25 protein-coding genes are annotated in these 24,194 nt (G+C 70.7%); 13 read left to right on the top strand and 12 right to left on the bottom strand.

Annotated elements, in window-relative coordinates:
- Positions 1-61 precede the first annotated feature (61 nt).
- Both AMR74_RS19225 and AMR74_RS14085 read right to left on the bottom strand, forming a co-directional pair.
- Positions 62-226, bottom strand: coding sequence for a DUF7838 family putative zinc beta-ribbon protein (locus AMR74_RS19225; RefSeq protein WP_167551924.1), 165 nt, complete (start codon positions 224-226; stop codon positions 62-64).
- 121 nt (positions 227-347) lie between these two features.
- Entirely contained in the window at positions 348-1,331 is a 984-nt protein-coding gene (locus AMR74_RS14085) for a nucleoside recognition protein (protein WP_053772690.1), read from the bottom strand.
- Between the two features lie 166 nt (positions 1,332-1,497).
- On the opposite strand from AMR74_RS14085, the gene AMR74_RS14080 reads away from it, so the two are divergent.
- Positions 1,498-2,409, top strand: a complete 912-nt coding sequence (locus tag AMR74_RS14080; RefSeq protein WP_053772689.1) for an HVO_0234 family beta-propeller protein — start codon at positions 1,498-1,500, stop codon at positions 2,407-2,409.
- Between the two features lie 354 nt (positions 2,410-2,763).
- Here AMR74_RS14080 and AMR74_RS14075 read toward each other — a convergent pair whose 3' ends face one another.
- Positions 2,764-3,714, bottom strand: a complete 951-nt coding sequence (locus AMR74_RS14075; RefSeq protein WP_053772688.1) for an aminopeptidase — start codon at positions 3,712-3,714, stop codon at positions 2,764-2,766.
- 184 nt (positions 3,715-3,898) lie between these two features.
- On the opposite strand from AMR74_RS14075, the gene AMR74_RS14070 reads away from it, so the two are divergent.
- The 3 genes from AMR74_RS14070 to AMR74_RS14060 all read left to right on the top strand — a co-directional run bounded on the left by AMR74_RS14070 (position 3,899) and on the right by AMR74_RS14060 (position 6,777).
- Positions 3,899-4,966 (top strand): type II glyceraldehyde-3-phosphate dehydrogenase, encoded by a 1,068-nt coding sequence (locus AMR74_RS14070; protein WP_053772687.1) that lies wholly within the window; start codon positions 3,899-3,901, stop codon positions 4,964-4,966.
- A 159-nt stretch (positions 4,967-5,125) separates the two neighbouring features.
- The gene (gene tnpA, locus AMR74_RS14065; protein WP_053772686.1) at positions 5,126-5,506 is read left to right on the top strand and encodes an IS200/IS605 family transposase; all 381 of its coding nucleotides are present in this window, start codon (positions 5,126-5,128) and stop codon (positions 5,504-5,506) included.
- Positions 5,503-6,777, top strand: coding sequence for an RNA-guided endonuclease InsQ/TnpB family protein (locus AMR74_RS14060; protein ID WP_053772685.1), 1,275 nt, complete (start codon positions 5,503-5,505; stop codon positions 6,775-6,777). Before tnpA ends, AMR74_RS14060 begins: the two co-directional genes overlap by 4 nt.
- A gap of 70 nt (positions 6,778-6,847) precedes the next feature.
- Here the strand turns inward: AMR74_RS14060 and AMR74_RS19220 are convergent, their stop codons facing one another.
- From AMR74_RS19220 to AMR74_RS14045, 4 genes are all read right to left on the bottom strand, one after another.
- On the bottom strand, positions 6,848-7,024 hold the full coding sequence (locus AMR74_RS19220; protein WP_006112147.1) for a hypothetical protein: 177 nt from the start codon (positions 7,022-7,024) through the stop codon (positions 6,848-6,850).
- A gap of 121 nt (positions 7,025-7,145) precedes the next feature.
- Complete coding sequence (locus AMR74_RS14055; RefSeq protein WP_053772684.1) at positions 7,146-7,445, bottom strand: hypothetical protein; 300 nt, start codon at positions 7,443-7,445, stop codon at positions 7,146-7,148.
- Positions 7,446-7,514: 69 nt separating this feature from the next.
- Entirely contained in the window at positions 7,515-8,519 is a 1,005-nt protein-coding gene (locus tag AMR74_RS14050; protein ID WP_053772683.1) for a hypothetical protein, read from the bottom strand.
- A gap of 79 nt (positions 8,520-8,598) precedes the next feature.
- Entirely contained in the window at positions 8,599-11,022 is a 2,424-nt protein-coding gene (locus tag AMR74_RS14045) for a heavy metal translocating P-type ATPase (protein WP_053772682.1), read from the bottom strand.
- Positions 11,023-11,160: 138 nt separating this feature from the next.
- Between AMR74_RS14045 and AMR74_RS14040 the strand changes: the two genes are divergently transcribed.
- Complete coding sequence (locus tag AMR74_RS14040; RefSeq protein ID WP_053772681.1) at positions 11,161-11,523, top strand: DUF5518 domain-containing protein; 363 nt, start codon at positions 11,161-11,163, stop codon at positions 11,521-11,523.
- 393 nt (positions 11,524-11,916) lie between these two features.
- Here the strand turns inward: AMR74_RS14040 and AMR74_RS14035 are convergent, their stop codons facing one another.
- A complete protein-coding gene (locus AMR74_RS14035) occupies positions 11,917-12,390 on the bottom strand; it encodes a redoxin domain-containing protein (protein WP_053772680.1) in 474 nt (157 codons plus the stop codon).
- Between the two features lie 91 nt (positions 12,391-12,481).
- Positions 12,482-12,985 carry a DUF367 family protein gene (locus AMR74_RS14030; RefSeq protein ID WP_053772679.1) on the bottom strand — a complete coding sequence of 168 codons (504 nt, stop codon included), beginning with the start codon at positions 12,983-12,985 and terminating at the stop codon, positions 12,482-12,484.
- A gap of 471 nt (positions 12,986-13,456) precedes the next feature.
- On the opposite strand from AMR74_RS14030, the gene AMR74_RS14025 reads away from it, so the two are divergent.
- The 3 genes from AMR74_RS14025 to AMR74_RS14015 all read left to right on the top strand — a co-directional run bounded on the left by AMR74_RS14025 (position 13,457) and on the right by AMR74_RS14015 (position 17,094).
- Positions 13,457-14,212 (top strand): coenzyme F420-0:L-glutamate ligase, encoded by a 756-nt coding sequence (locus AMR74_RS14025; protein ID WP_053772678.1) that lies wholly within the window; start codon positions 13,457-13,459, stop codon positions 14,210-14,212.
- Positions 14,213-14,214: 2 nt separating this feature from the next.
- Complete coding sequence (locus tag AMR74_RS14020) at positions 14,215-15,198, top strand: 5,10-methylenetetrahydromethanopterin reductase (protein ID WP_053772677.1); 984 nt, start codon at positions 14,215-14,217, stop codon at positions 15,196-15,198.
- A gap of 240 nt (positions 15,199-15,438) precedes the next feature.
- Entirely contained in the window at positions 15,439-17,094 is a 1,656-nt protein-coding gene (locus tag AMR74_RS14015) for a methyl-accepting chemotaxis protein (protein WP_053772793.1), read from the top strand.
- A gap of 34 nt (positions 17,095-17,128) precedes the next feature.
- On the opposite strand, the gene AMR74_RS14010 is transcribed toward AMR74_RS14015, so the two are convergent.
- A complete protein-coding gene (locus AMR74_RS14010) occupies positions 17,129-17,368 on the bottom strand; it encodes a hypothetical protein (protein ID WP_053772676.1) in 240 nt (79 codons plus the stop codon).
- A 64-nt stretch (positions 17,369-17,432) separates the two neighbouring features.
- Positions 17,433-17,894 (bottom strand): DoxX family protein, encoded by a 462-nt coding sequence (locus tag AMR74_RS14005; RefSeq protein WP_053772675.1) that lies wholly within the window; start codon positions 17,892-17,894, stop codon positions 17,433-17,435.
- A gap of 94 nt (positions 17,895-17,988) precedes the next feature.
- Between AMR74_RS14005 and AMR74_RS14000 the strand changes: the two genes are divergently transcribed.
- Positions 17,989-19,887: a site-2 protease family protein gene (locus AMR74_RS14000; RefSeq protein WP_053772674.1), complete on the top strand. Its 1,899-nt coding sequence runs from the start codon at positions 17,989-17,991 to the stop codon at positions 19,885-19,887.
- Between the two features lie 163 nt (positions 19,888-20,050).
- Here the strand turns inward: AMR74_RS14000 and AMR74_RS19215 are convergent, their stop codons facing one another.
- Positions 20,051-20,587 (bottom strand): twin-arginine translocation signal domain-containing protein, encoded by a 537-nt coding sequence (locus AMR74_RS19215; RefSeq protein ID WP_158295142.1) that lies wholly within the window; start codon positions 20,585-20,587, stop codon positions 20,051-20,053.
- A 261-nt stretch (positions 20,588-20,848) separates the two neighbouring features.
- Here AMR74_RS19215 and AMR74_RS13995 point away from each other — a divergent pair, with 261 nt between their 5' ends.
- The 4 genes from AMR74_RS13995 (at position 20,849) to AMR74_RS13980 (ending at position 24,191) form a co-directional block, all read left to right on the top strand.
- Positions 20,849-22,102 (top strand): ornithine cyclodeaminase, encoded by a 1,254-nt coding sequence (locus tag AMR74_RS13995; protein ID WP_053772673.1) that lies wholly within the window; start codon positions 20,849-20,851, stop codon positions 22,100-22,102.
- Positions 22,099-22,629 (top strand): GNAT family N-acetyltransferase, encoded by a 531-nt coding sequence (locus AMR74_RS13990; protein WP_053772672.1) that lies wholly within the window; start codon positions 22,099-22,101, stop codon positions 22,627-22,629. The genes AMR74_RS13995 and AMR74_RS13990 overlap by 4 nt, the downstream gene beginning before the upstream one ends.
- Before the next feature lie 80 nt (positions 22,630-22,709).
- A complete protein-coding gene (locus AMR74_RS13985) occupies positions 22,710-23,699 on the top strand; it encodes a Gfo/Idh/MocA family protein (protein ID WP_053772671.1) in 990 nt (329 codons plus the stop codon).
- A 69-nt stretch (positions 23,700-23,768) separates the two neighbouring features.
- Positions 23,769-24,191: a universal stress protein gene (locus AMR74_RS13980; protein WP_053772670.1), complete on the top strand. Its 423-nt coding sequence runs from the start codon at positions 23,769-23,771 to the stop codon at positions 24,189-24,191.
- Positions 24,192-24,194: the final 3 nt, after the last annotated feature.

Raw genomic sequence — 24,194 nt, 5'->3', positions numbered from 1 at the left:
ACAGCCGCCGGGGTACTGAGTGTTGCGGCGTCGCCGCGGCCGACGGAAAACGAGCGTCGCCTCAGGCCGCGAGCGTGTCGATACCGTCGATCTCGACGTAGCCGTAGCCGCAGTCGGGACACCGCCACTTCGTCTTCTCGCCGAGGTGGAGCGTCATCGCCGCGGTCCGGTAGAACGAGCGAGTCTCGCCGCACGCGGGACAGTCCACGTCCTTTTCGAGCGCCATGTGCGCCGATCGATCCGGGCCGGTGTTGAACCTACTGATCCGACCGCCGCCGTCGCGCGCGGTCGGTCGCCGCGGTCCGCACCTCGTCGAGTCCGCCCGCGACGACGCTCTCACCGCGCCCTCACCACACCGGCGCGAGCAGCAGCGCGACCGTCGCCGAGATGAAGACGAGCTTGAGGGCGGTGTTGACGACGATCACCTTCGTGCCGAACGAGGGGCCCCAGATCCCGTACTGGAAGGGGATCGAGCGCCGGAAGGTCGAGACGGCGAACGAGAGGATGCTCCCGATGAGCAGCGACGCGACCGCGGTGCGGGTGGTGAAGACGCCGGCCTCGGTCCCGGCGAGCGTCGCCGCGCCCGCGGTCGTGTCGAGCGTGAACACCGCGATGACCGGGACCGCGGCGCCCGGCAGCCCCAGCACGCCCGTGATCGGCTCGGCGACGCTCGTCAGCGCCCGTACGTCGTAGGTGGTGACGATCCAGATGACGAGCGTGTAGACGACCGCGAGCCGCGGGACGATCCGGCGGAGCGTCCCCCACGACTTCTCGGCGGCGTCGCGGACGCGCTCGCGGCCGTCCCGGTCGTCCGCCTCGGGGCCGGTCGCGTCGACCTCGCCGAGCGCGGACCGGTCGACGTTCGACTCCGAGAGGAGGAGCCCGCCCGCGACGACGCCCGTGACCGAGATCAGCAGCGCGATGCCGGCGCGCGCGCCGACGTAGACGGCCCCCGTGGTGACGCCCAGGATCGGGATCAACACCGGCACGTAGTAGGTGAACACGTGCTGGACGAACCCGAAGAACGTGTTCATCACCACGGCGACGAGCGTCGCCCGGTCGTCGAGCAGGCCCGCCTCGCGGTACTCCGCGAGCGTCGCGTAGCCCGCGGTCGTCGACGCGGCGGTCGTGAGGATCGCCGTGCCGACCTCGTCCGGGAGGTTCGCGGGCCGGGTGAGCCACCCCGCGACCCCGGCGACGTACCGGACCAGCCCGAACGCGACGGCGACGTTGGCGGCGAAGACGCCGCCCGCGATGAACGCCGTGATCCGCGCCAGCCGTGGGACCACCTCCGCGAGCAGGACCGAGAGGTCGGCGGCGACTGACTGCACGGACCGACGTACGCGAGGGGCGCTCAAATGGGCGTCGGAACGCGCGCTCGTTCCCGCCGCGTCGGAACGCCGACCCGGCGTCGACGCGGGGAGCGAGCGCGCCGGCGCGCGGAGCAAGAGCAGCGGCGCGCGGGGCTTATGTCCCGCCGCGGAGAACGGGGGGCCGATGGCTCCCGCCGAGGACGACATCTCGATCGACGAAAAGCGCGTGTACGCGGGCAGCGCCGGCCGCACCGACGCCTACGTCGCGACGGGGTCCGGGATCGTCCGCGTCTCGCTGTCGGCCGACAAGGTCGGCGCGTTCGACATGGTCGCGCGCGACCCGGCCCGCGACGTGGCCGTCCTCGCGCGCGGCGACGGCGCCGCCGACCTCGTCGCCGCGGCGACGCCCGACGGGCTCTCGGTCGCGGCGGTCGACGACGATCCGGAGTTCGAATCGGTCGACGACGACGCGGCGGTCGCGGTCGGCGCGGCGAGCGGGCGCGGCGACGCGACGGGAGCGCGCGACGGCGCGCTCCTCGTCGCCCGCGAGAGCGGCGCGGTCGAGCGCGTCGCGTTCGAGGCGGGCGGGACGGCGGTCGCCGCGACGGCGCGGCTCGGAACCGTCTTGGCGCCGCGCGCCGTCGACGGGGCGCTCGTCGCGGGCGCGGAGGGGGTGTTCCGCGTCGCCGACGGCGGGCTCACCGACGTCGGACTCGACGACGCCCGCGACGTGGCCGGCGCCGGGATGCCGCTCGCCGCGACCGGCGCGGGACTGTACTGGCTCGGCAACGGCTGGATGACGGTGCGGGAGGGGTCTGCGGACGCGGTCGCGGCCGACGGCGACGGCCACGCCACGGCGGTCGTCGACGGCGACCTGCTGGTTCACGCCGACGCGGGCGGCGAGTGGGGCGACGAGGCGTGGGAGACCGCCGAGCTCCCGGTGGACGAGGCGGTCGTCGCGCTCGGCTACGGCCCCGGCCTCTCGGTCGCGGTCACGGCGGCGGGCACGCTCTGCGTCGACGCCGGCGACGGCTGGCGGCACCAGGTGGTCGGCGTCCGAGACGTGGAAGGGGTCGCGCTCGCGGTCGTGGAATAAGACGAGCGATATGCGGAACCGTTCGGTTGCTCCTCCGCTGCCGCTGGCGCGATGAAGACCGCCGAAGCCCCGGTCGCGAGGCGGGCGCACGCTCGGTGCGCTCCTCGCTTGCTCACTCCGTTCGCTCGCTGCGGTGCTTCCGTCGCCTGCGCCCGCCTCGCGACCGCCCCTTCGAGTCCCGCCCCACACAGCCCCGCACCTCACGCCTCCCCAGCCTCGTCGGCGGTTCTCCGCTTCGCTCCGAACCACCGAACTCCCTCGCGCGTGCGACTCGCGCCCTGCGGGCGCTCGTCGGCACGCGCCACCGCCTCGGTTATTTATAACCAACTAGTTAGATTCCCGCCTGAGGCCGTTTTACGTGCTCGGCAGGTCGATCGGCTCGCCGTCGGCGTAGACGGTCGGGTCCCGGATGATCCCGTCGAGGTGGAGCGGCGCGTCGATCTCGCCGCCGATCCCGGCATTGTCACCGATCGCGATGTGGACGGTGCCGCCCGCCTTCTCGTCTAAGAGGACCGAGCCGACGAGCGCCTCGACGCCGCCGTTCGTGCCGATCCCCAGCTCCGCGAGGTTGTACGCCGCGTCGCCGATGTCCTCGGCCGCCGACTCCACGTCGGCGCGGATCGCGTCGTCGTCGATGTCGGTGACGAACCCGTCCTCGACCTCGAACGCGAGCGTCTGCCCCTCGTCGAGCAGGCCGTGGGGCATCATCGTCCCGTCGACGACGAACGTGCCGGTCGCTGTCTCGGGCGCGACGAACACCTCGCCGGCGGGGAGGTTCGAGAAGTCGCCCGGCTCGCGGACCATGCCCGTGTCGGCGAGCCACTCGCGGCCGCCGATACCGAACGTGATGTCCGTGCCGGCGGGCGCGGTGACGCGGACTTCGTCGGCGTCGGCCACCCGGTCAAGCACGTCGTCGCAGGCGGCGTCGATGGCGGCGTAGTCGGCGTCGAGCCCGGTCGTGAACACGTCTTCGGTGATCCCCGGGAGCGTCGCGCCGCGCGCGCCGGCTTCGCAGGCGGCGCCGCGGGCGCGGGTGTGACTCAGGCTCTTCGTCGTCGGCGCGAGGAAGACGTCGGCCTCCCGCATCGCGGCCGCGACCGGCGCCGGCGGCTCCGTCCCGTGCTGGTCCGCGGGCGGGTACCGGAGGACCGTCGCGTCGTCGGTGACGGCGCTCGCGGCCGCGTAGAGCGCCTCGCCGATCGGCTCGCGCTCGTCGTCGGTGACGACGACGACGGACTCGTCGGAGGCGACGTTCAGACACTGTTCGACCGCGGTCGCCGCGGCGTCGGAGAGGTCGGCAGCCATGCCCGCGTCTCCGTCCGCCCGGGCGTTAGGCCTTGTCATCGGTGATTTTACTCTATTCCGTAATTGAATTATTTACGTCCGGTGCCGATCGGCGTCGAATTAACCGATCGATTACTCGTGGGGTAGTTAATTTCAATTTGCGAACCTCGAAAAGATTATACCGGTCCCCGAGCGAGGGACGCACATGATACGCGTGGGCGTCAACGGCTACGGCACGATCGGCAAGCGGGTCGCGGACGCCGTCGCGGCCCAGGCCGACATGGAGCTGGTCGGCGTGACCAAGGCGTCGCCGGACTACGGCGTCGAGACCGCGTCCCGCCGCGGATACGACCTCTACGCGGCGGTCGAGGACCGCACCGACCGGTTCGCGGCCGCCGGCGTCGACCTGGCGGGGACCCTCGGCGACCTGCTCGACGCCGTCGACGTGATCGTCGACTGCGCCCCCTCCGGCGTCGGCGAGCGCAACGCGCCGGTCTACGAGGCCCACGACACGCCGGCGGTCTTTCAGGGCGGCGAGGACGCGGCCGTCGCCGACGCCTCGTTCAACGCCCGCGGCCGCTTCGAGGCCGCCCGCGGCGCCGACTCCGTCCGTGTCGTCTCCTGTAACACGACCGCGCTCTCGCGGCTGCTCGCGCCGCTCGACGAGACCTTCGGCGTCGAGAAGGCGCGCGTCACGCTCGTGCGCCGCGGCGGCGACCCGAACGAGACCGACCGCGGCCCGATAAACGACATCGTCCCCGACCCGGCGACGGTCCCCTCCCACCACGGCCCCGACGTGAACGAGATCCTCCCCGACGTGGCCGTCGACACCGCGGCGCTGAAGGCGCCGGTCACCGCGATGCACACCCACAGCGTCAACGTCACGCTGGCGACCGAGCCGGACCCGGCGGCCGTCCGCGACCTGCTCGCCGGCGAGAGCCGGATCTTCCTCATCCCCGAGGCCGCCGGCATCGACGGGGCCGGAGCGCTGAAAGACTACGCCGCCGACGCGGGCCGGCCCCGCGGCGACCTCTGGGAGAACTGCGTCTGGGAGGAGTCGATAAGCGTCACCGGCCGGGACCTCTACCTGTTCCAGAACGTCCATCAAGAGGCCGACGTGGTCCCCGAGAACGTGGACGCGGTCCGCGCGCTCGCGACCGACGTCGACGCGGCCGAGTCGGTCGCGCGGACGAACGAGACGCTCGGCGTCGGTCTCGACGGCCGGCTCGGGGACGGCGAACTGCCCCGCACGGAACTCCCCGCCGACGACTGACGGGAGCGGGCGCTGAGTTCTTCTTTACCGAAATACGAGGCGAAAGCCTCGCCCTTCAGGGCGGGGATGAAGCCGACCAACAGTATTCAATCGCCGTCGATGGCATAGACGGGGTTCTAACGCAGTCTTTAATCCGTCCGACTGTGATAGTATGTGTAGATGGTGAAGAGTACCCGTCACGCGAAATACGAACTCTACTATCACATAGTGTTCGTGCCGAAATACCGGCGTTCGTACCTGACGGGGAAGACGAGGGAACGTCTCGAAGCCATCTTCACGGAAATCTGTGAGGACAAGGGCCTCGAACTGGCCGAGTCCGAAGTCATGCCCGACCACGTACACCTGTTCATCGGGAGTCCACCCAAGAACGCCCCGTCACTCATCGTCAACTGGATCAAGGGGATCTCTGCCCGCAAGTACAACCAGAGATACGACGACCGCGTGAAGTGGACTCGTTCGTACTACGTCGGTACCGCGGGGAGCGCCTCGAAGGGCGCTGTCGAACAGTATATCGCTGAACAGGAGGGTGGCGACAAATGAAGCGCGTCAACACCTTCGAAGTGGTTCCACAAACCGAGAACGACGAAGAGTGCCTTCGACGGCTCCTCGATGCGTCCGCCTCTCTGTGGAACGAATTGACCTACGCACGTCGTCAGAACTACTTCGGTGACGGCGACGTGTGGGACACATCCGAGTACCGTGGACAGTACAACGGTGTCGTCGGAAGCGCGACCGTTCAACAGGTCACGCGCAAGAACAGCGAAGCGTGGCGGTCGTTCTTCGCCCTCAAAGAGAACGGTGAGGACGCCAACCCACCGTCGTACTGGGGCAATGGAGAGGACGGACGCGAACTCCGTACCTACATCCGAAACGACCAGTACACGATTCAGTGGGGGAAGCGTAGCCGTCTCGAAATCCCTGTTGGGCAAGAACTGAAAGACGAATACGGACTCGGCTACCATGAACGGCTCCGCCTCGAAGTCCGGGGCAACCCGAATTGGGACGGCGAACAGGGCCGTCTGGAACTCGAATACGACGAGGTGAGCGACACGTTCAGGGCTTTTCAACCAGTCACCGTCCCTGATTCTCGACTGGATTCACCACTGGCTTCTCACGAAGCCGCCCTTGACGTTGGCGCGAACAATCTCGTCGCCTGTTCCACGACCACTGGGAACCAGTACCTCTACGACGGTCGTGAGTTGTTCGGGCGGTTCCGCGAGACAACAAACGAAATCGCCCGCCTCCAGTCGAATCTGCATGAGGATCGCTCCTCCTCGAAGCGCATTCGACGGCTGTACCGACAGCGGACGAAACGCCGTGATCACGCACAGAACGCGCTGGTGCGCGACCTCGTTGAACAGCTGTACGACGAGGGCGTGGCGACGGTGTACGTGGGCGACTTGACCGACGTACTGGAAACGCACTGGTCGGTCAGGGTGAACGAGAAGACGCACAACTTCTGGGCGTTCAAGAAGTTCATTCACCGCCTCGCGTGCGTCTGTGAGGAGTACGGCATTAGTGTTGAAGCCGAGTCGGAAGCGTGGACGAGTCAGACGTGTCCTGAGTGTGACGACCACGAGGAGACGGTTCGCCACGGAGATACGTTGACGTGTTCGTGTGGCTTCGAGGGACACGTCGACCTCACAGCGTCAGAGACGTTCCTTCGAGAAAACAGCGATACGGAAGTCAGGCCGATGGCACGGCCCGTGCGATTCGAGTGGGACGACCACGACTGGTCGGGGCAACCACACCCTCACGAAAGTCCCAAAGAAGTGCGCACAAACCCGCAAGTTGCCTCCGTGGGTCGATAGCCGAATCCCCAACGGAGGAATCCTCGCGCTTTAGCGCGGGGAGGATGTCAATGCCGCCCGAAAGCGACTGTCACTCGGTCGGCCGCGTGACGAGGAACGTCCGCCCGCCCCGGCGTTCGAGGTGGACCTCGCTGCCGTCGACGCGGTTCGCCCGGACGCGGTCCGGGAGCCGGTCGGTTCGACAGTCGGTGACGTCCACGCGCGTCGGCGTCGCGTACCGCGGTCGGTCGGCGGTTACTGCGCTCATACCTCTCCCTCGGGCCGGAACGACCCTATAACCGAGCCATCCCCGGAGTGAAAGTGAAAGTGGACCGCTCCGAACCGCTGGCCGGCGATTCGGGCACGGCGGCTCCGGGGTCCGCCTCCCCCTACCGACGGAGGCCGGTCGCCTCGTCGTCCTCGACGAACCGCACCGTGAAGTAGTCGTAGCCGCCGTATGCGGCGTCGAGCGCGCCCATCCACCAGTTCCAGCGCTCGACGAGCGAGGAGCCGTCCGGGGCGTCCTCCATGTGCCCGACCACCCCCGGCACGGTCAGCCCGTGACCGCGGTCCTCGGAGGGCCGCCCGGAGTCGACGAGGTCGCGGGCCGCCCGCGAGACGGCGCGCCGCTCCGCCTCGGTCCCGCCGAACTCGTCTTCGAGCGCGCGTTCCAGACGCTGTCTGTCCATGTCCGTGCTACGGTCCGCGAGTATATGAGTCGCGTGGTAGGGGGTGTCACGTCCGGTGTCGGGAGCGTCTCACAGGCGCGCGGCCAGCGCGAGAAACAGCAGGGAGAACGGGGCCGTGAGCAGCGCCAGCGCCACGCCGCCCGCGCCCTCGCCGGCCGCGACGGCCATCAGGAGCCCGACGACGAGCGAGAACGATCCCAGGGCCGCGAGGGTGAGCCGCTCCGGGACGCTCGCGCGGTCCGGGCCGTCGCTCTCCGCCAGCACCGCGTCGAGCGCCGCCTCGACCTCGTCGGCGCGGTCGGTCGGGACGAACAGCCACGGCGTCGACCGGAACCACGCGTTCCCGCGGTACGCGAGCAGGAACAGCGTCGTCGACCGGAGGTCGACCCGCCGCGTCCGCACGACCGAGCCGAGGTCGTCGCTCCGGGTCCGGTCGTAGCTGGGGTACGTCCGCTCGACCGTCGCCGCCGCCGGGTCGAGCCGGACCGTCTTGCCTGACGACTGGATGACGGCCGGCACGAACCAGACGAGCCAGAACAGCGGCCAGAAGGCCGGAAGGAGGTCAGACGGGAGCGCCACCGCCGCCGCGGCGACCGCGCCGAGCCCGGCGAGCGTCCAGCCGGGGCGCAGCGCGCCCGCGGCCTCGCGCAGCCGGGAGACGGTCAGCTCGCTGACCGCGGTCTCGCGGTACCAGACGTACAGCGAGGGGACGGTGGCGACCACGAGCGCGAACAGGAACCCGACGCCGACGGCGGCCTCGCCGAGGCCGACGCTCGGCAGCGCGAACTCGCCGATCCCGGTGAGCACGGCGGCGACGACGGCCCCGATCCCGACGAGGACGGCGCCGGCGATCCCGCCCGTTGCGCCGGCCGCGAGCGACCTCAGCCGGTCGTACCGGACCGGTCCCCACTCGATCGCCTCGCGCCCGAGACCCCCGGTCGCGTCGGCGCCGTCGGTCGCGGCCGAGTCGTCGCGGCCGGCGGCCTCGTCGCGCTCGGCGTCCCCGACGGACTCGGAGGGCTCGACGGCGTCGACCGCGTCGGCCGCGGTCGCGGGTCCGCTCTCGGAGGGCATGCGCTCGAATTGCCGTCGAGCCGATAAAAATCGTGAGGCCGATCTCGCCGGCTCCCGCCGACCGGCGGCGCGCGCTCCGCTACGCGCCGGACTCGTCGGCGGGCGCGTCCGCCGCCGGCGGCTCCGCGGGCTCGACGTTGCCGAGGCGGAGCGCGTTGCCGGTGACGCCGAGGCTCATCCCCATGTCGCCGACGACCACCGCCATCGCGACGCTCACGTAGCCGAGCGGGGCGCCGGCCGCTAGGAGCGCCTTCACGGCGAGGGAGGCGCCGATGTTCGTCCGGATCGTCGAGCTCGCGCGCGAGGAGAGGTCGACGACGTACGGCAGCCGCGTCAGGTCGTCGGCCATCAGCGCCACGTCGGCGGTCTCGATGGCGGTGTCGGTGCCGGCGGCGCCCATCGCGATCCCCACGTCCGCGGCCGCCAGCGCCGGCGCGTCGTTGATCCCGTCGCCGACCATCGCGGCGCCGCCCTCCGCATCGGCCGCGAGCTCGCGGACCGCGTCGACCTTCTCGTCCGGGAGCAGCTCCGCGCGGACCTCGTCGACGCCGACGCGCTCGCCGATGGCACGCGCGGTCCGGTCGTTGTCGCCGGTGAGCATCGCGACGCGGTCGACCCCGAGCTCGTGGAGCCGGTCGACGACCCACGCCGCCTCCGGGCGGACGGTGTCGGCGACCGCGATGACCCCCTCCAGCTCCGTCTCCGTCCCGACGAGGACGACGGTCTTCCCCTCCGCCTGGAGCCGGGGGATCGTCTCGCTCGCCAGGTCGAGGTACTGGCCGTGGTCGCAGGACTCGGGCTCGGTGACGCTCGCGCTCGCGCCGTCGGGGGCGTCGCCGTCCGCGTCGCGTCCGCGGACGACTCCGCCGTCGGGCCGGACGTGCGCGTGGCTCAGGTCGAAGCCGAGCTCCTCGAACAGGGAGGGCTTGCCGGCGTAGTGGGTCTCGCCGTCGAGGTCGGCGCGCACGCCCTCGCCGGTCAGCGCCTCGAAGCCGGTGACCGCGGTCGCGTCCTCGCCGTCGGGCGCGGCGCCCGCCTCCTCGCCGCGCGCGACGATCGCCGCCGCGACCGGGTGTTCGCTCCGGCGCTCGACGGCGGTCGCGCACGCCAGCACGTCGTCGGCCCCGCGGTCGCCGAGGGGCACCACGTCGGTCACCGACAGCTCCCCGCGCGTGAGCGTCCCGGTCTTGTCGAGCGCGACGGCGTCCACGTCGCCGGCGGCCTCCAGGTGCTCGCCGCCCTTGATCAGGACGCCGTTGCGCGCGGCCGCGGTCACGCCGGAGACGACGCTGACGGGCGTCGAGATGACGAACGCGCACGGGCACGCGACCACGAGCAGGGTGAGCCCGCGGACGAACCACGTCTCCGCGCCGCCGCCGAATAGGACCGGACCGAGCGCCGCAGTCGCGACCGCGAAGGTCACGACGATCGGCGTGTAGACGGCCGCGAAGCGGTCGACGAACCGCTCGGCGCGCGTCTCCTCGCCGTTGGCGGCCTCCACGAGCTCGACGACCCGCGCGATGGTCGACTCGCTCGCGGGCGCCGTCGCCTCGACCTCGAGGTAGCCGGCCTCGTTGATCGAGCCGGCGTACACCTCGTCGCCGGGCGCCTTCTCCGCGGGCACGGACTCGCCGGTGATCGGCGACTCGTCGACCGCGCCGGAGCCCTCGCGGACGACGCCGTCGAGCGGGACGCGCTCGCCCGGCCGCACCGCGAGCCGCTCGCCCGTCGCGACGCGCTCGGCGGGGACCGTCTCCTCGTCGCCGTCGCGGATCACGACCGCCTCGTCCGGCGACAGCTCCATCAGCTCGCGGAGGGAGGTGCGCGCCCGGTCGATCGAGTAGCGTTCGAGCAGCTCGGCGACCGAGAACAGCACCGCGAGCGTCGCCGCCTCGAACGGGAGGTCGACGAGCAGCGCGGCGACGACCCCGACGCTCATCAGGAGGTCGATGTCGAGGCTCAGGCCGCGCAGCGAGTAGAATCCGTTCCGCAGGATCGGCGGGCCGGCGACCGCGACCGCCAGCAGGTACGCGACGGACGCGCCGGTGACCGCCCACGGCCCGAGGAACCCCACGCCGCCGACCGTCGCGAACGTCGGGTCGAGCCCGGGGAGCAGCCACTCCAAGACGAGGCCGACCGCGAGGAACGCTCCGCCGACCGCGGTCGCGATCGCTCGGGGGCTCGTGAACAGGTCGTCGGCGACGCCGTCCGACTCCGCGTCCGCGACGGCGTAGCCGGCGCCCTCGACCGCGGCCGTCAGCGCCTCGACGTCCGTCAGGTCGGGGTCGTACGCGAGGACGACGACGCCCGTGGTAGGACGGGTGTCGACCGAGAGCACGCCCTCGCGGTCGAGCGCGCCCTCGACCTTCCCCGCGCACGACGAGCAGTCCATGTCCGGCACCGTGAGCCGGAGCCGCGCCTCGTCGGGCTCGTCCGTCGCCGCACCGGCGGGGCGGTCGGCCGGCTCGTCGTCGGGACCGTCCGCTTCGCGCGAGTCGCTCATTACCGACCGCTACCGCTCACAGCGTTATTAATCCGGCTACCATTCTAACCGACTCCGTTACCAAGAGTTATTAAATAAACGTGTGGAAGTAACAATTTGACGAGGAAGTATTTACCTGCGGGTAGGCTACGCCGTCGCATGACCGACTGGCGCGCCGTGGGCTACGGGTTCGTCGTGATGCTGATCGCCGGGCTGCTCGCGACGTTCGCCCCCGTGGTGGGGCACGCGGCCGCCGGCCTCGTCGGCGGCTTCGTCGCGGGGTACTTGGCCGGCGGCGGCCTGCTCTCCGGCTTCTGGCACGGGCTGCTGGCGGGGTCGGTGAGCGGGGTCGCGGTCACGCTGCTGCTCGCCCTGTTCGGCGGCCTCGTCGGCCTCGTGGGCGGCCCGGTCGGAAGCCTGCTCGGTGGCGCCGGCGTGCTGGTCGTCGGCCTGTTCCTCACGTTCCTGTTCGCCGTCGACTCGGCGCTCGCGGGCGCCATCGGCGGCGTGGTCGGCGACTGATCGGCGTTCTTCGAAACCGTTCGGCTTTGATGGGATCGGAAGGGTAAGTTCCCTCATCGGCGCGCGCCTCCGAGCGCCCGATAGGGCGCGAGGAGCGTGCGCGAGGTCGCCAGCGCGTAGCGCCGGCTGCCAGAGAATCTCCGATTCTCGCTGGAGTCGGTCGCCGAGCGAAGCGACGGTGACCGACGAGGCTGGGGAGGCGTGAGGTGCGGTTGCGGTGTGGGACGTCCTCGCGGCTGGGGCTTAGGGGATGTTCCCCGTCGGTTCAGCAGTGGCTATTTAAAAATAAGCGGCTGTGGATTCAAAAGGACGCACCACTGCGGGTGCCTCGACATCGGATAAATAGAAGGCGGGAACGGTAGCGGAATCGACTGCTCCGCGACGGAGCGTTTATTAACCGCTCTCGACGGCGTCGAGGACCGCCTCGTAGTCGGGCTCGTTCGTCGGGTCGTCGGCGACCCAGTCGTAGACGATCTGCCCCTCGTCGTCGATCACGAACACCGCGCGGTTGGCGATACCGTGGAGACCCAGCTCCTCGATGTCGATCTCCAGCCCGTACGCTCGGATCGCGTCGCCGGCCATGTCGCTCACGAGGTCGAACTCGATCCCGTGCTCCTCGCGGAACGCGCCCTGCGAGAACGGCGAGTCGGCGCTGATCCCGAACAGGGTCGCGCCCGCGTCGTCGAAGGCGTCGGCGCGCTCCTGGAACGCGATCATCTCGTTCGTACACGGCGGCGTGAACGCGCCGGGGAAGAACGCGAGCACGACCGGCCCGTCGCCGATCCGCTCGTCGAGGTCGAACGGCTCGTGGTCGCTCGTGCCGACCGTCGCGGTGAACGTCGGTGCGTCGTCGCCCGTGGAAACCATCGCTCATCGGTACGGTCGAATCACGCAAAAGGCTTGTCGCGACCCCGTTCGGTGCCGGTATCGGAACCGCCGGCTCCGAGGCGAGCGGTCGCTACCCCCGGTCGAGGTACTCCTGCTGGACCGCGACGACCGCGGCCGAGTCCTCGCAGTCGGCGTACCGCCGGAGCGGCTCGGCGTTGAGTTCGAGGAACGTCTCGCCCCAGGTGAACTTCGCGAGGACGCGCTCCGCGTGGTCGCGCTCGCCGAGGATCGCGAGCGCGGCCGCGAACGCCTCGACCGTCGTGAGCCGCATCGGCCGCCCGAAGTTCACGGGGTTCGCGGCGACGAGGTACGGGAGCGCGCGGTGCTCGCCGGGGAGGGTGAACATCTTCTCGCCGGCCGACTCCCACGAGCAGTCGAGCGCGACGAGCGCGCTCTCTGCGGCCCGCTCGGCGTCCGCGGGCGAGAGCGCGCGCTCCGCGTGGGGGTTGAGCACGACCCCGTACGGCGTGGCCCGGTCCGAACGGTGGAGCTCGGCGAGGTCGAACCGCGAGAGCTTCCGGGCCGTACACTTGTCGGGGTCGTCGTCGCCCTCGTACCGGACGTGGAGGTCCACACCCCGGGTTCGGCGGAGTCGCGTATAAGCCGTGCGGACGGGGGCGGACGAGTGTGGACAGGTGCGGACGGGTGCGAACGGCTGCGGCGAAAAGTCAGCGAGACCGTGGCCCGCCGCCTCTCACGGGGCGCGGGTCCGCGTCACGAACGGGTCGTCGTCTTCGCTGTCGGCCGGGACACGCGTTCGCGTACCGATCGGTGCCGGATCGGCTTCAGTCGCTGATTCGCACATCGCGGCCGAGGGTCGTCAGTCACGGTACAAAACCGTTCGGCTGAATGACTCGTTATCGCTGTCATCACCTAATATACGTTTAACAAAACCGCGTTACGTGCGGTACCGTGTCATTAGCGCCTGCTTCTCTGTCTGAACGTCGACATTGGTGACCGGGGATCCTCACACACCACGCCGCGGATACCGTCAAACCGGCCCGGTACCGGCGGGGTTTTTCCACGTCGCCGCGAAGGTGATCACATGGAGCTGTTCGCGGTTCCGGACCTCCCGGAGATCCGGGAGGGGGACGACCTGGCGGCCATGGTCGGCGAGCGCGTCGACCTCCGCGAGGACGACGTGGTCGTCGTCGCCAGCACGGTCGTCTCCAAGGCGGAGGGCCGCGTCTTCGAGCTCGACGACTTCCCGGCGAGCCCGCGCGCGAGGGAGGTGGCCGACAGGCTCGCCGAGATCACCGGCGAGGAGAAGGACCCGCGGTTCGCGCAGGCCGTCATCGAGGAGTCGACGGAGCTCGTGATGGAGGCGCCGTTCCTCCTCACCGCGACGCGCTTCGGCCACGTCGGCGTCAACGCCGGCATCGACCGGTCGAACGTCCCCGACGGCGACCTGCTGCTTCTCCCGGAGCGCCCCTCCGAGAGCGCGGCGCGGATCCGCCGGAGGCTCGCGGCCGACCGCGTCGTCGTCAGCGACACCTGCGGGCGCCCGTTCCGCCACGGGCAGCGCGGGGTCGCGATTGGGTGGGCCGGGATGCCCGCCAGCCGCGACTGGCGCGGCGAGTGCGACCGCGACGGCCGCGAGATGGGCGTCACCGTCCAGAACGTGGTCGACGAGCTCGCCGCGGCCGCCAACCTCGTCGCCGGCGAAGGCGCGGGCGGGACCCCCGTGGTCGTCGTCCGCGACTGGGAGTTCGGCGACCACGACGGCTCGGACAATCACTTCCGCGAGGTCGAGGGCGACTTCGTCCGCCAGGCCCTGCGGGAGTGGACGTTTCAGGAGTAACCATGCTCGGCATCGAACTCACCCCCGAACACGAGATGTCCCGCCTCGTCGACCTCGGCGTCCGCGCCGAGGAGGCCGGCTACGACGCCGTCTACTCGACGTGTCACTACAACAACCGCGACCCGTGGGCGTTCCTCTCGCGGCTCGCGGCCGCCACCGAGTCCGTCCGGCTCGGCCCCGGCGTCGCCAACCCCTACGAGACCCACCCTGTGACGCTCGCCTCGAAGGTCGCCACCCTCGACGAGGTCGCCGCGGGCCGCGCCGTCTTCGGCCTCGGGCCGGGCGACCCCTCGACGCTCTCGAACCTCGGTCTCGAAGACGAGCGGGGACTCCGGCCCGTCCTGGAGGCGTTCAAGACCGCCCAGAAGCTGTGGGCCGGCGAGCGCGTCGACCACGAGGGCGCCTTCGACGCCGCGGACGCGGGCCTCAACTACGAGCCGCCGCAGGGCGCTGACATCCCCGTCCACGTCGGCGGCGAGGGGCCGCACATGTGCAGGATGGCCGCGAAACACGCCGACGGACTGCTGTACAACGGGTCGCACCCGAAGGACCTTGCGTGGGCTCGCGACCAGGTCGACGACGGCCTCGACGACAGGCCGGACCACCGCGGCGAGTTCGACCTGATCGCGTACGCAGCGGTGTCGGTCGCCGACGAGGAGGCGGCCGCCCGCGAGGCCGCCCGCCCCCCGGTCGCGTTCATCGCCGCGGGCGCGGCGCCGCCCGTCCTGAAGCGCCACGGGATCGACCCGGACGCGGCGAGTGAGATCGGCGAGCGCGTCTCAGCCGGCGAGTTCTCGGCCGCCTTCGAGCGCGTGACGCCCGAGATGGTCGACGCGTTCTGTATGGCGGGCACGCCCGCGACCGTCCGCGAGCGCGCCGCCGCGGTCGCCGAGCACGCCGACGGCCTCGTCGTCGGGTCGCCGCTCGGCCCCGACCTGGAGGCCGCCGTCGACCTCGCGGCCGAGGCGGTCGACGGCCTCTTTTGAGACCTCGCGACGGGCTGTTCCGAGGCCCCGCGACGGCGCGCCCGCTCGCCGTTCGACCGTCCGCCGTTCGACCGGCGCCCGCCCGGTCCGCGGATTCTCGGCCCGTGATAATCGAGAATCGAACGTGATAACGCCGGCGGGAGGTTGATAACCCGGTCCCGTCGAGGTCCGGACATGTCCACGACACGGCAGCGCCGCCCCGGGATACGCGGGCGGTACGACGCCCTCCTCTGGCGGACGATGGACGGGCTCGGCGTCTCGGAATCGATAGAGCGCAAGATGGTCGCGGCCGTCGGCATCCAGTTCCTCGTCACCGTCGGTATCTTTCTCGCGCAGTTCGTCCTCTCCGGCACCGTCGCGTACGTCGTCTCCGGAGCGCTGTTCCTCGGGTCCGTCGTCGCCATCTACAACACGCTGCTCATCGTCCGCCGGGACCTCGTCGCTCCGATTCGGGGCTTAGAGCGTCAGGCCGAGGCGATCGCCGCGGGCGAGGTCGAGCGCGTCGACCGGGACGGCGCGGACGCCCTCGACCCGAGCCAGCCCGACGAGGTCGGGAGCCTCGTGGCCGCGTTCGGCGAGGTCCACGGCTACCTCGCGACCGTCTCGGCGCAGGCCGAGGCGCTCGCCGCGCAGGAGTTCGACGACCCGGCGCTCGACGAGGACGTGCCCGGGTCGTTCGGCGACTCGCTCGACGAGATGGCCGAGAACCTCGCCGCCTACACGACCGAGCTGGAGGCGCTCGTCGACGCCTTCGCCGACGCCGCCGAGCGCGCGCAGAACGGCGACCTGACGGCGACCATCGACGAGGACGCGCTGGCGACCGACGAGGACCGGTACGCGGAGCTCGTCGACAACTACAACCGGCTCGTCGCGACGCTCGGCGAGACGGTCGGCGACGTGGGCGCGTTCACCGCGGACGTGGCCGGCACCGCGGACGACGTGCGCGCGAGCATGGACGAGGTCGAAGACGCGAGCGGCGACGTCGCCGGATCGGTCGGAGAGATCTCCGACGGCGCGGCCGAGCAGACCGACGAGCTGGAGGCGATCGCGGGCGAGATGAACACGCTGTCGGCGACCGTCGAGGAGATCGCCGCCTCGGCTGACGACGCCGCCGAGACGGCCCGCGACGCGGCCGACCGCGGTCGCTCCGGGCGCGAGGAGGCGGCCGAGGCGATCGCCGAGCTCGAGACCCTGGAGAGCCGGATCGGCGAGACCGCGGCCGCCGTCACCGACCTCGCGGAGCGGGTCGGTGAGATCGACGAGATCGCGGCCGTGATTGACGGGATCGCGGAGGAAACCAACCTGCTCGCGCTGAACGCCTCGATCGAGGCGGCCCGCGCCGACGGCTCCGGCGACGGGTTCGCGGTCGTCGCCGACGAGGTGAAGTCGCTCGCCGAGGAGACCCGGGAGTCCGCCGCGGAGATCTCCGGGCGCATCGAGGCGGTCCAGGTGGCGTCCGCCGAGACCGCGGCCGACGCCGAGGCGATGGAGGCGCAGGTCGCCGAGGGCGTCGAGACCATCGAGTCGACGCTGCGGGAGTTCGAGGGGGTCGTCGAGGACGTGACGACCGTCGACGAGACGGTCCAGGAGATCAGCGACGCGACCGACGACCAGGCGCGCACGACCCAGGAGGTCGTCGATATGGTCGACGGGGTCGCGTCCGTGAGCCGGCAGACCGCGACCGAGGCCGAGACTGTCGCTGCCGCGGCCGAGGAGCAGACCGCGACCGTTTCGGAGGTGACGGAGCGGGTCCACACGCTCTCGGAGCAGTCCGACGAGCTGCTCGCGCGGCTGAACGAGTTCGAGGTGCCGGACGGCGCGGGGGAGGGCGGGACCGCGACCGGGACTCCGGCGGACGCCGCCGCGACTCGGTCGGCGCCGGGCGACGACGACTGACGGATTCCCGGCCGGGCCGACCGTGTGTTCGTTTCTATTCCGAGCGGCCGCGACCGCCGAGCGAGGGCAGGTCGACGCCGATCTCGCCGAGCAGCGCGCCGGCCGCCGCGTATCCGAGCGCGCCGACGGAGGCGACGATCAGCACCTGTCCGACGAGGACGAGGAGCGCTGACAACGGGTCGCCCGCGCCGAGGATCAGGTCGTTCAGGAAGATGTCGACGAACCGGCCGACGTCGCCGACCAGCCGCGAGACGAAGTCGATGAGCGCGATCATGGACCACGGTTGGACCGGGGGGTACTTGGGTGTTGAGTTCGCGGCGGCGCCTCTCGCGCGCGCCTCACGCCTCCGCCGCCGTCAACTCGGCCTCGTCGGCGCGCGCGTAGCGCAGCGCCCACCCGATCAGCACGCCCTGAAACGGCAGCCGGACCAACGCCGCGAGCCGGGCCGGCGCGACGAGCGGCTCCGGGACGAGGTCGTTCAGCGTCTCGCTCCGGGCGAGGTGGACGTTCGCGGGGAACACCGCGACGAGGAGGGCGACGATCCCCCACGCCGAGACGCGTCGCGTCCGCGGGATCGCGACGCCGATCCCGAGGAGTATCTCGACGACCCCGGAGAGGTAGACCAGCCCGACCGGCCGCGGGAACGACGGCGGGACCGCCTCGGCGAAGCGCTCCGGGATCAGGAAGTGCGCGATCCCGGCGACGACGTACGTCGCGCCCATCAGCGGCGCGAGCGACCGCTCGGCTTCGACGGGGGCGTCCGGTTCGGTCTCGGCGCGCGTTCGGTCTGCGTCGGTCATACCGCGACACACGAGCGGGAGGCGTATCAGTCCTCGCCGCCGGGGGTTCCTGGAACCGAACCCCTTACGAACGGGCGAACCGTACCGGGTCGTAATGAACACGCTGTTCTGGGTGCTCACCGGGGTCCTCGCCTACTCCGCGGTCGCGATGTGGCTGCGGAACGAGGGTGTCCTCCCGGACGCGTTCAGGGTCTCCGGTCCGGTGTTGACCCTCCGGACGCTCCGCGGGCGCGCCTTCCTCGGCCGACTGGCCGCGCCGAAGCGGTTCTGGCGCGCGGTCGCCAACCTCGGGCTCGGGGGCGCCCTGGTGGCGATGGTGGCGTCGTTCGCGCTCATCCTCTCGTCGGCTCGGTCGGCGTTCACCAACGCGCAGCCCTCGGCGATCCAGCAGCCGCAGAACTTCCTCATCATCCCCGGGGTCAACGACTTCCTCCCCCTCTCCGTCGCGCCCGAGATCGTCGCCGGGCTCGCCGGCGCGATGGTCGTCCACGAGGGCGCGCACGGGCTCCTCTGCCGGGTCGAGGACATCGACATCGAGTCGATGGGACTGGTCTTCTTCGCGCTGCTCCCGGTCGGCGCGTTCGTCGAGCCGGACGAGGAGGCGACGCAGGAGGCCTCCCGCGGCGCCCGCGCCCGGATGTTCGCGGCCGGCGTCACCGCGAACACGGTCCTGACGATCGTCGTCTTCGCGCTCCTGTTCGGGCCCGTCGTCGGCGCCATCTCGCCCGCGCCCGGCTACGCGGTCGGCGAGGTGAACCCCGGCTCGCCGGCGGCCGCCGCCGACCTCTCGCAGGGCGACCGGATCGTCGAGGTGGCGGGCGCGCCGGTCGAGACGAGCGCCGAGTTCGAGGCCGCGATCGCCGACGCCGGCGAGTCCGTCGCGCTCACCGTCGACGACGGCGACGCCCGCGAGACAGTGACAGTCGACCGCGAGCTACAGGTGGTCGGCTCCGCCGGCGGCAACCCATTGGGCGTCATGATCGAGGGATCGCCCGTCACGATCGCAGCCGTCAACGGCGAGTCCGTCGCGACCGAGTCGGCGTTCTACGACGCGGTCGGCGGCGACGAGCGTGCGACGCTCACCGTGACCGGCAACGCGAGCGTCCTCGACCAGGTCCGCGACGCGCCGGGCGCCGAGAACGCCTCCGGCGTCGAGACCGCGGACGGCGAGGGGGCCGTCACCGTCCCCGACGTGCCGATCGGCGCGTACGTCGTCGGCGTCCAGGAGGACGGCCCGATCCACGACGCGGGCGCGGCGCTCGGCGAGCCGCTGACGATCGTCTCGGTGGACGGCGAGCGCGTCGTCGACAACGGGGCGCTCTCGGCCGTCCTCGGCGAGCGCGACCCGGGCGAGACCGTCCCGGTCACCGTCTACGACGCGGACGGCGAGCAGGCGACGTACGACGTGGAGCTCGACCCCCATCCGAGCCGCGACGGCGGCTTCATCGGCGTCAGCGTCTTCCCCGGGACGAGCGGGTTCGCGCTCGACGACGTGGGCGTCACCGAGTACCCCGCCGGCGCCTACCTCGAACTGCTCGGCGGCGACGGCGGCGAGGCCGCCGACGGGGTCCCGCTCGGCGGGGTCACCCAGTCCCCGCTCGGCCTCGTGTTCGTCGCGCTCATCCTCCCGCTCGGCAGCCTCTTCGGGCTCCCGTTCAACTTCGCGGGGTTCACCGGCGACCTGACCAACTTCTTCGTCGTCGAGGGGCCGCTCGCGGCGCTCGGCGGCGGGACCTTCCTGCTCGCGAACCTCCTCTTCTGGTCGGGGTGGATCAACATCCAGCTGGCGCTTTTCAACTGCCTGCCCGCGTTCCCGCTCGACGGCGGTCGCATCCTCCGGATGGTCGCCGAGGCCGTGATCAGCCGGGTCCCGATCAGCGACCGGCACGCCGCGGTGCGGACGATCACGGTCTCGTCCGGGCTCGTCATGCTCGGCGGCCTGATCGCGATGATCTTCGGCAACCAGATTCTCACCGCGCTCGGCTTGATCTGAGCGCGGGCGTCGCCGGCTGCTTCGCCTCGCAGTCGTGGGGTGTCGGTGAACCGATCGACCACTGATGCTCGGAGACGTGGTGCTGAACAGCGGGCGTAGAGTCAGCACGCTTTATCGAAAGCCAACGAAGGACGACGAGTAGTCGAAACAGACGAACCACTAATTAGTTAGAACCGACTGCCGACTCAAGGTCGAAGGTTCTGATATCGCCGTCGGATACCGTTTGATTCCGTGATTCAGTATCGTGGACTTGTAGATAGCGGAACTCATCCTCCCCCGACCTCGTACTGACCGTCGCACGACCGCCGAGGGTAAGTTCGTTGAAGTCGGTCCGTGTGGCCGCCACATTGACTGGGCTCTCGTCTCCCACAGTCGGATTTACGCTAACAAGATACCGAACGTCTCCGAACCGATCTTTCAGTTCTTCACCGAGACGGTCGGAGACCGTAACGGATCGGTCATCAAACGCAGAACCCGCGTATTCAGGGTCATACTGCCCGTGAAGGCTATTTTCCGAGGGTTCGAACAGCACGGTGAGTAAGTCAATTCTGGTCGTACCCTCAGCAGAAGCGCCCGCCTCTACATTGATTGATTTCACGAGAACTGGTCCCGTCGTCGTCTCGGCTGAACCGACGCAGCCTGCCACTCCGACAGCACCCACGGCGGCCACTCCTGAGAGGAATTTCCGGCGGGAGGGCATATTCAAAACATGTGACATACTGAGAAAAATATCTTATCCCGGTTTCCTCCCACAATATTCGGGGCATGGACATCCCGAGCGGGTGATTTGATAACGGGGAGCTGGAAGTAGCCTACCTGCTGTGCTGACTTTAGCCTCCGTGTCCAGCAACCCTTTCCGCCTGATCTGTAGTATTTCCGATATTTGTTCGGCGCCCAGTCCGTGAACCGGTGCCAACAGAACGAGGGAAACCGGTTTCCCCGCCGGGCGCGACGCCACCGTATGACCCACTCGCGGACCGTCGAACTCGAAGGTCACATCATCGACAGCGGGACGATGCAGCGCTGCTTCGGCGCGGTGATGGACCTCGGCGGATCCTTCGACGTCGAGCGGTTCGACGTCGGGAAACACGAGACCGAGGAGTCGCACTGCCGGCTGACAGTCTCCGCGGACGACCCCGAGACGCTGCGGGACATCCTCCACGAGCTCCACCAGAACGGCGCGGTGCTCGAAGACCCCTCCGAGGTGGAGCTCGTCGCGGCGCCCGCGGACAGGGTCGTCCCGCCGAACTTCTACTCGACGACGAACCACCCGACGGAGGTGCTGTACGACGGCGAGTGGATCGACGTCGAGCGGATCGAGATGGACTGCGCCCTGGTGGTCGACCCCGAGCCGGGGGCGGACGCCGGCGAGGGCGCGCGCGCCTACACCAAGACCCTCAACGCCGTCAAGGAGGGGGACCTCGTCGCGACCGACCAGTCCGGGATCCGGGTGAACCCGCCCGAACGCCCCCGGAGGGGCGGCGGCGCGTTCGGGTTCATGCAGGGCGGCGTCTCCGCGGAGCGCCCCTCGGAGTCGACGATCCGCGAGGTCGCCGAGGAACTGCGCGCGGTGAAAGACGAGGGCGGCGACGTGATGGTCGTCGCGGGGCCGGCCGTGATCCACTCCGGCGCGGGCGACGCGCTCGCCGACCTCGTCGCCGCGGGCTACGTGGACGCGCTCTCGGCCGGCAACGGGTTCGCCACCCACGACCTGGAGCGGTCCATCTACGGCACCTCGCTCGGGATGAACGTCGAGACGCTCGAACACCCGCGGAAGGGCCACAAACACCACATCTGGACCATCTCCGAGATAATCCGGGTGGGCGGCATCGAGGCCGCCGTGGCGGAGGGAATCGTCACGGAGGGGGTGATGTACGAGTGCGTCGAGAACGACGTCGACACCGTCCTCGCGGGGTCGGTCCGCGACGACGGCCCGCTCCCAGATACAATCACCGACGCGGTCGAGGCGCAGGACGCGATCCGCGAGCAGGCCCACGAGGCCGACCTCGTGATCATGCTCGCCACGCTGCTCCACTCCGTCGCGGTCGGCAACTGCCTCCCCTCGACGACGAAGACCGTCTGCGTCGACATCGACCCCGCCACCGTCACCCAACTGCTCGACCGCGGCTCGGCGCAGGCGATCGGGATGGTCACCGACATCGGCACGTTCGTCCCGACGCTCGCGGAGTTCGTGCTGGAGGGGGACGACGCGTGACCACCGAGATCCGACCCTACGACCACGAGCGCGACGCCGACGGCCTGTACGAACTGAAGGCCGCCTTCGAGCGCGGCCTGGGCGAGAACACCGGCGGCGACGGGAAGGCGGCCGCCTACGAGGGGAAACTCACGGACGCCTACCGCGAGCGCTGGCTCGACTGGGTCGACCGCTGCGTCGCGGACGACGACCGGTGCGTGACCGTCGCGGTCGAGGGGGAGGGCGAGAGCGGGACGGCGGGCGACGCCGCCCTCGTCGGCTACGCCTTCGTGCTCCCCGAGCGACTGTCGATGGTCTGGGACGCCGCGGTGCTGAACGAGCTGTTCGTCGCCCCCGAGCACCGCGGGACCGGCGTCGCCGACGACCTGCTGGACGCCGCGCTCGCGGTCGCCGCCGATCAGGACCTCCCGCTCGACCGGCTGGTCCTCGACGTCGACCCCGCGAACGAGCGCGCGAAGGGGTTCTACGACCGCCGCGGCTTCGAGCCGTGGGGGGAGATGGTCGCGAGACCGCTGGACGACGCCTGAAGGTCGGCCCGGTTCGGATCCGCCGCCGCGTCCCGTCCGACTCCCGAAGCTACAAGCGCGCCCGCCCGTTTTCGACGCCCGTGATACAGATCGGGATCGTCGGCTGCGGCGTGATCGGGAACCGCCTCGCGGCCGCGATAGACGACCACGACCGGTACGAACTGGCGGCCGCCTGCGACCTCGACCCCGACCGCGCGGCGTCGCTCGCGGCCGACCACGGCACCGACCGCACCGCGACGACGACCGACCACGCCGCGCTCGTCGAGACCGACGGCCTCGACGCGGTGTACGTCGGCGTGCCGCCGCTCGCGCACCGCGAGGTGGTCGCCGACGCGCTCGCGGCCGGTAGGCACGTGATCTGCGAGAAGCCCATCGCGGCCGACGCGGAGACGGGGCGCGAACTCGTCTCGCTCGCCGCGGAGACCGACCGCGTCACGGCCGTGAACCTCCCGTTCCGCTACACGCCCGGCTTCGTCCGCCTGCGGGAGGCGGTCGCCGCGGGCGAGGTCGGCGACCCCCGCCGCGTCGAACTCCGGTTCCGGTTCCCGCGGTGGCCCCGCGAGTGGCAGGACGTCGCCTGGCTGGAGTCGCGCGAGCAGGGCGGCCCGCTGCGCGAGGTCGGGACCCACTTCCTGTTCGGCGTCCAGGAGCTGTTCGGCCCGATCGAGACCGTCTCAGCCGACGTGGGCTACTCGGGCCCGGACGCCTACGAGGACGACGTGGTCGGGACCTTCCGGGCCGACGGCGTTCGGGGGACGATCGACCTCCTCTGCGACCACGACGGCGAGGAGGAGAACAGCGTCACGGTCGTCGGCGACGGGGCGTCGCTGTCGCTGACGGAGTGGTATCGGCTCGTCCGAGACCGCGGGCGCGAGGGCGAGGAGACGCTCGTCGACGAACGGGGCGACACCGTGCGCGCGCTCCTGACGGAGTTCGCGGGCGCCGTCGACGGCGACGGCGGCGACCTCGTCTCGTTCGCCGAGGCGACGCGCGTTCAGGAGGTCCTCGACGCGGTCCACGCGTCGGACGGCGACCGCGTCCGCCCGGGGACGGGCGGCGACGCGCCGTAGGTCGCCCGCGGAGTCGCGGCCCGGGAACGCCCGACAGGAATTATGTGTCCCTCGGGCCGATCCGTACGTATGAGCTACCTCGTTGCGACCGACGGGTCGACGGAGAGCGACGAAGCCGTCCGGTACGCGGCGCGGCAGGCGGTCGCGTTCTACGAGACGCTCGAGATCGCCCACGTCCTGACGCCGGACTCGGAGCTGGTCGACGGCACGATCGTCCTCCCGGGCGAGGAGGCCGCCGTCGAGGCCGGGCAGGGCGTCTTAGAGAGCGCCCGGAGCATCGCCGAGGAGGCGGCCGACGAGCCGATCACCGTGGAGACGCAGCTCCTCACGGGCCGTCCGGCGGACGCGATCACCGAGTACGCGGCCGAGGAGCCGGTCGACGCGATCTACGTCGGCCACCGCGGGCTCTCGGAGGAGCGCGAACAGGTCGTCGGCAGCGTCGCGAAGAGCATCGTCGACAAGGCCGACGTGCCCGTGACGGTGATCCGGTAGCTG

Source organism: Halorubrum tropicale (assembly GCF_001280455.1).
Lineage (GTDB): Archaea > Halobacteriota > Halobacteria > Halobacteriales > Haloferacaceae > Halorubrum > Halorubrum tropicale.
This window is presented reverse-complemented; position numbering and strand designations above follow the sequence as displayed.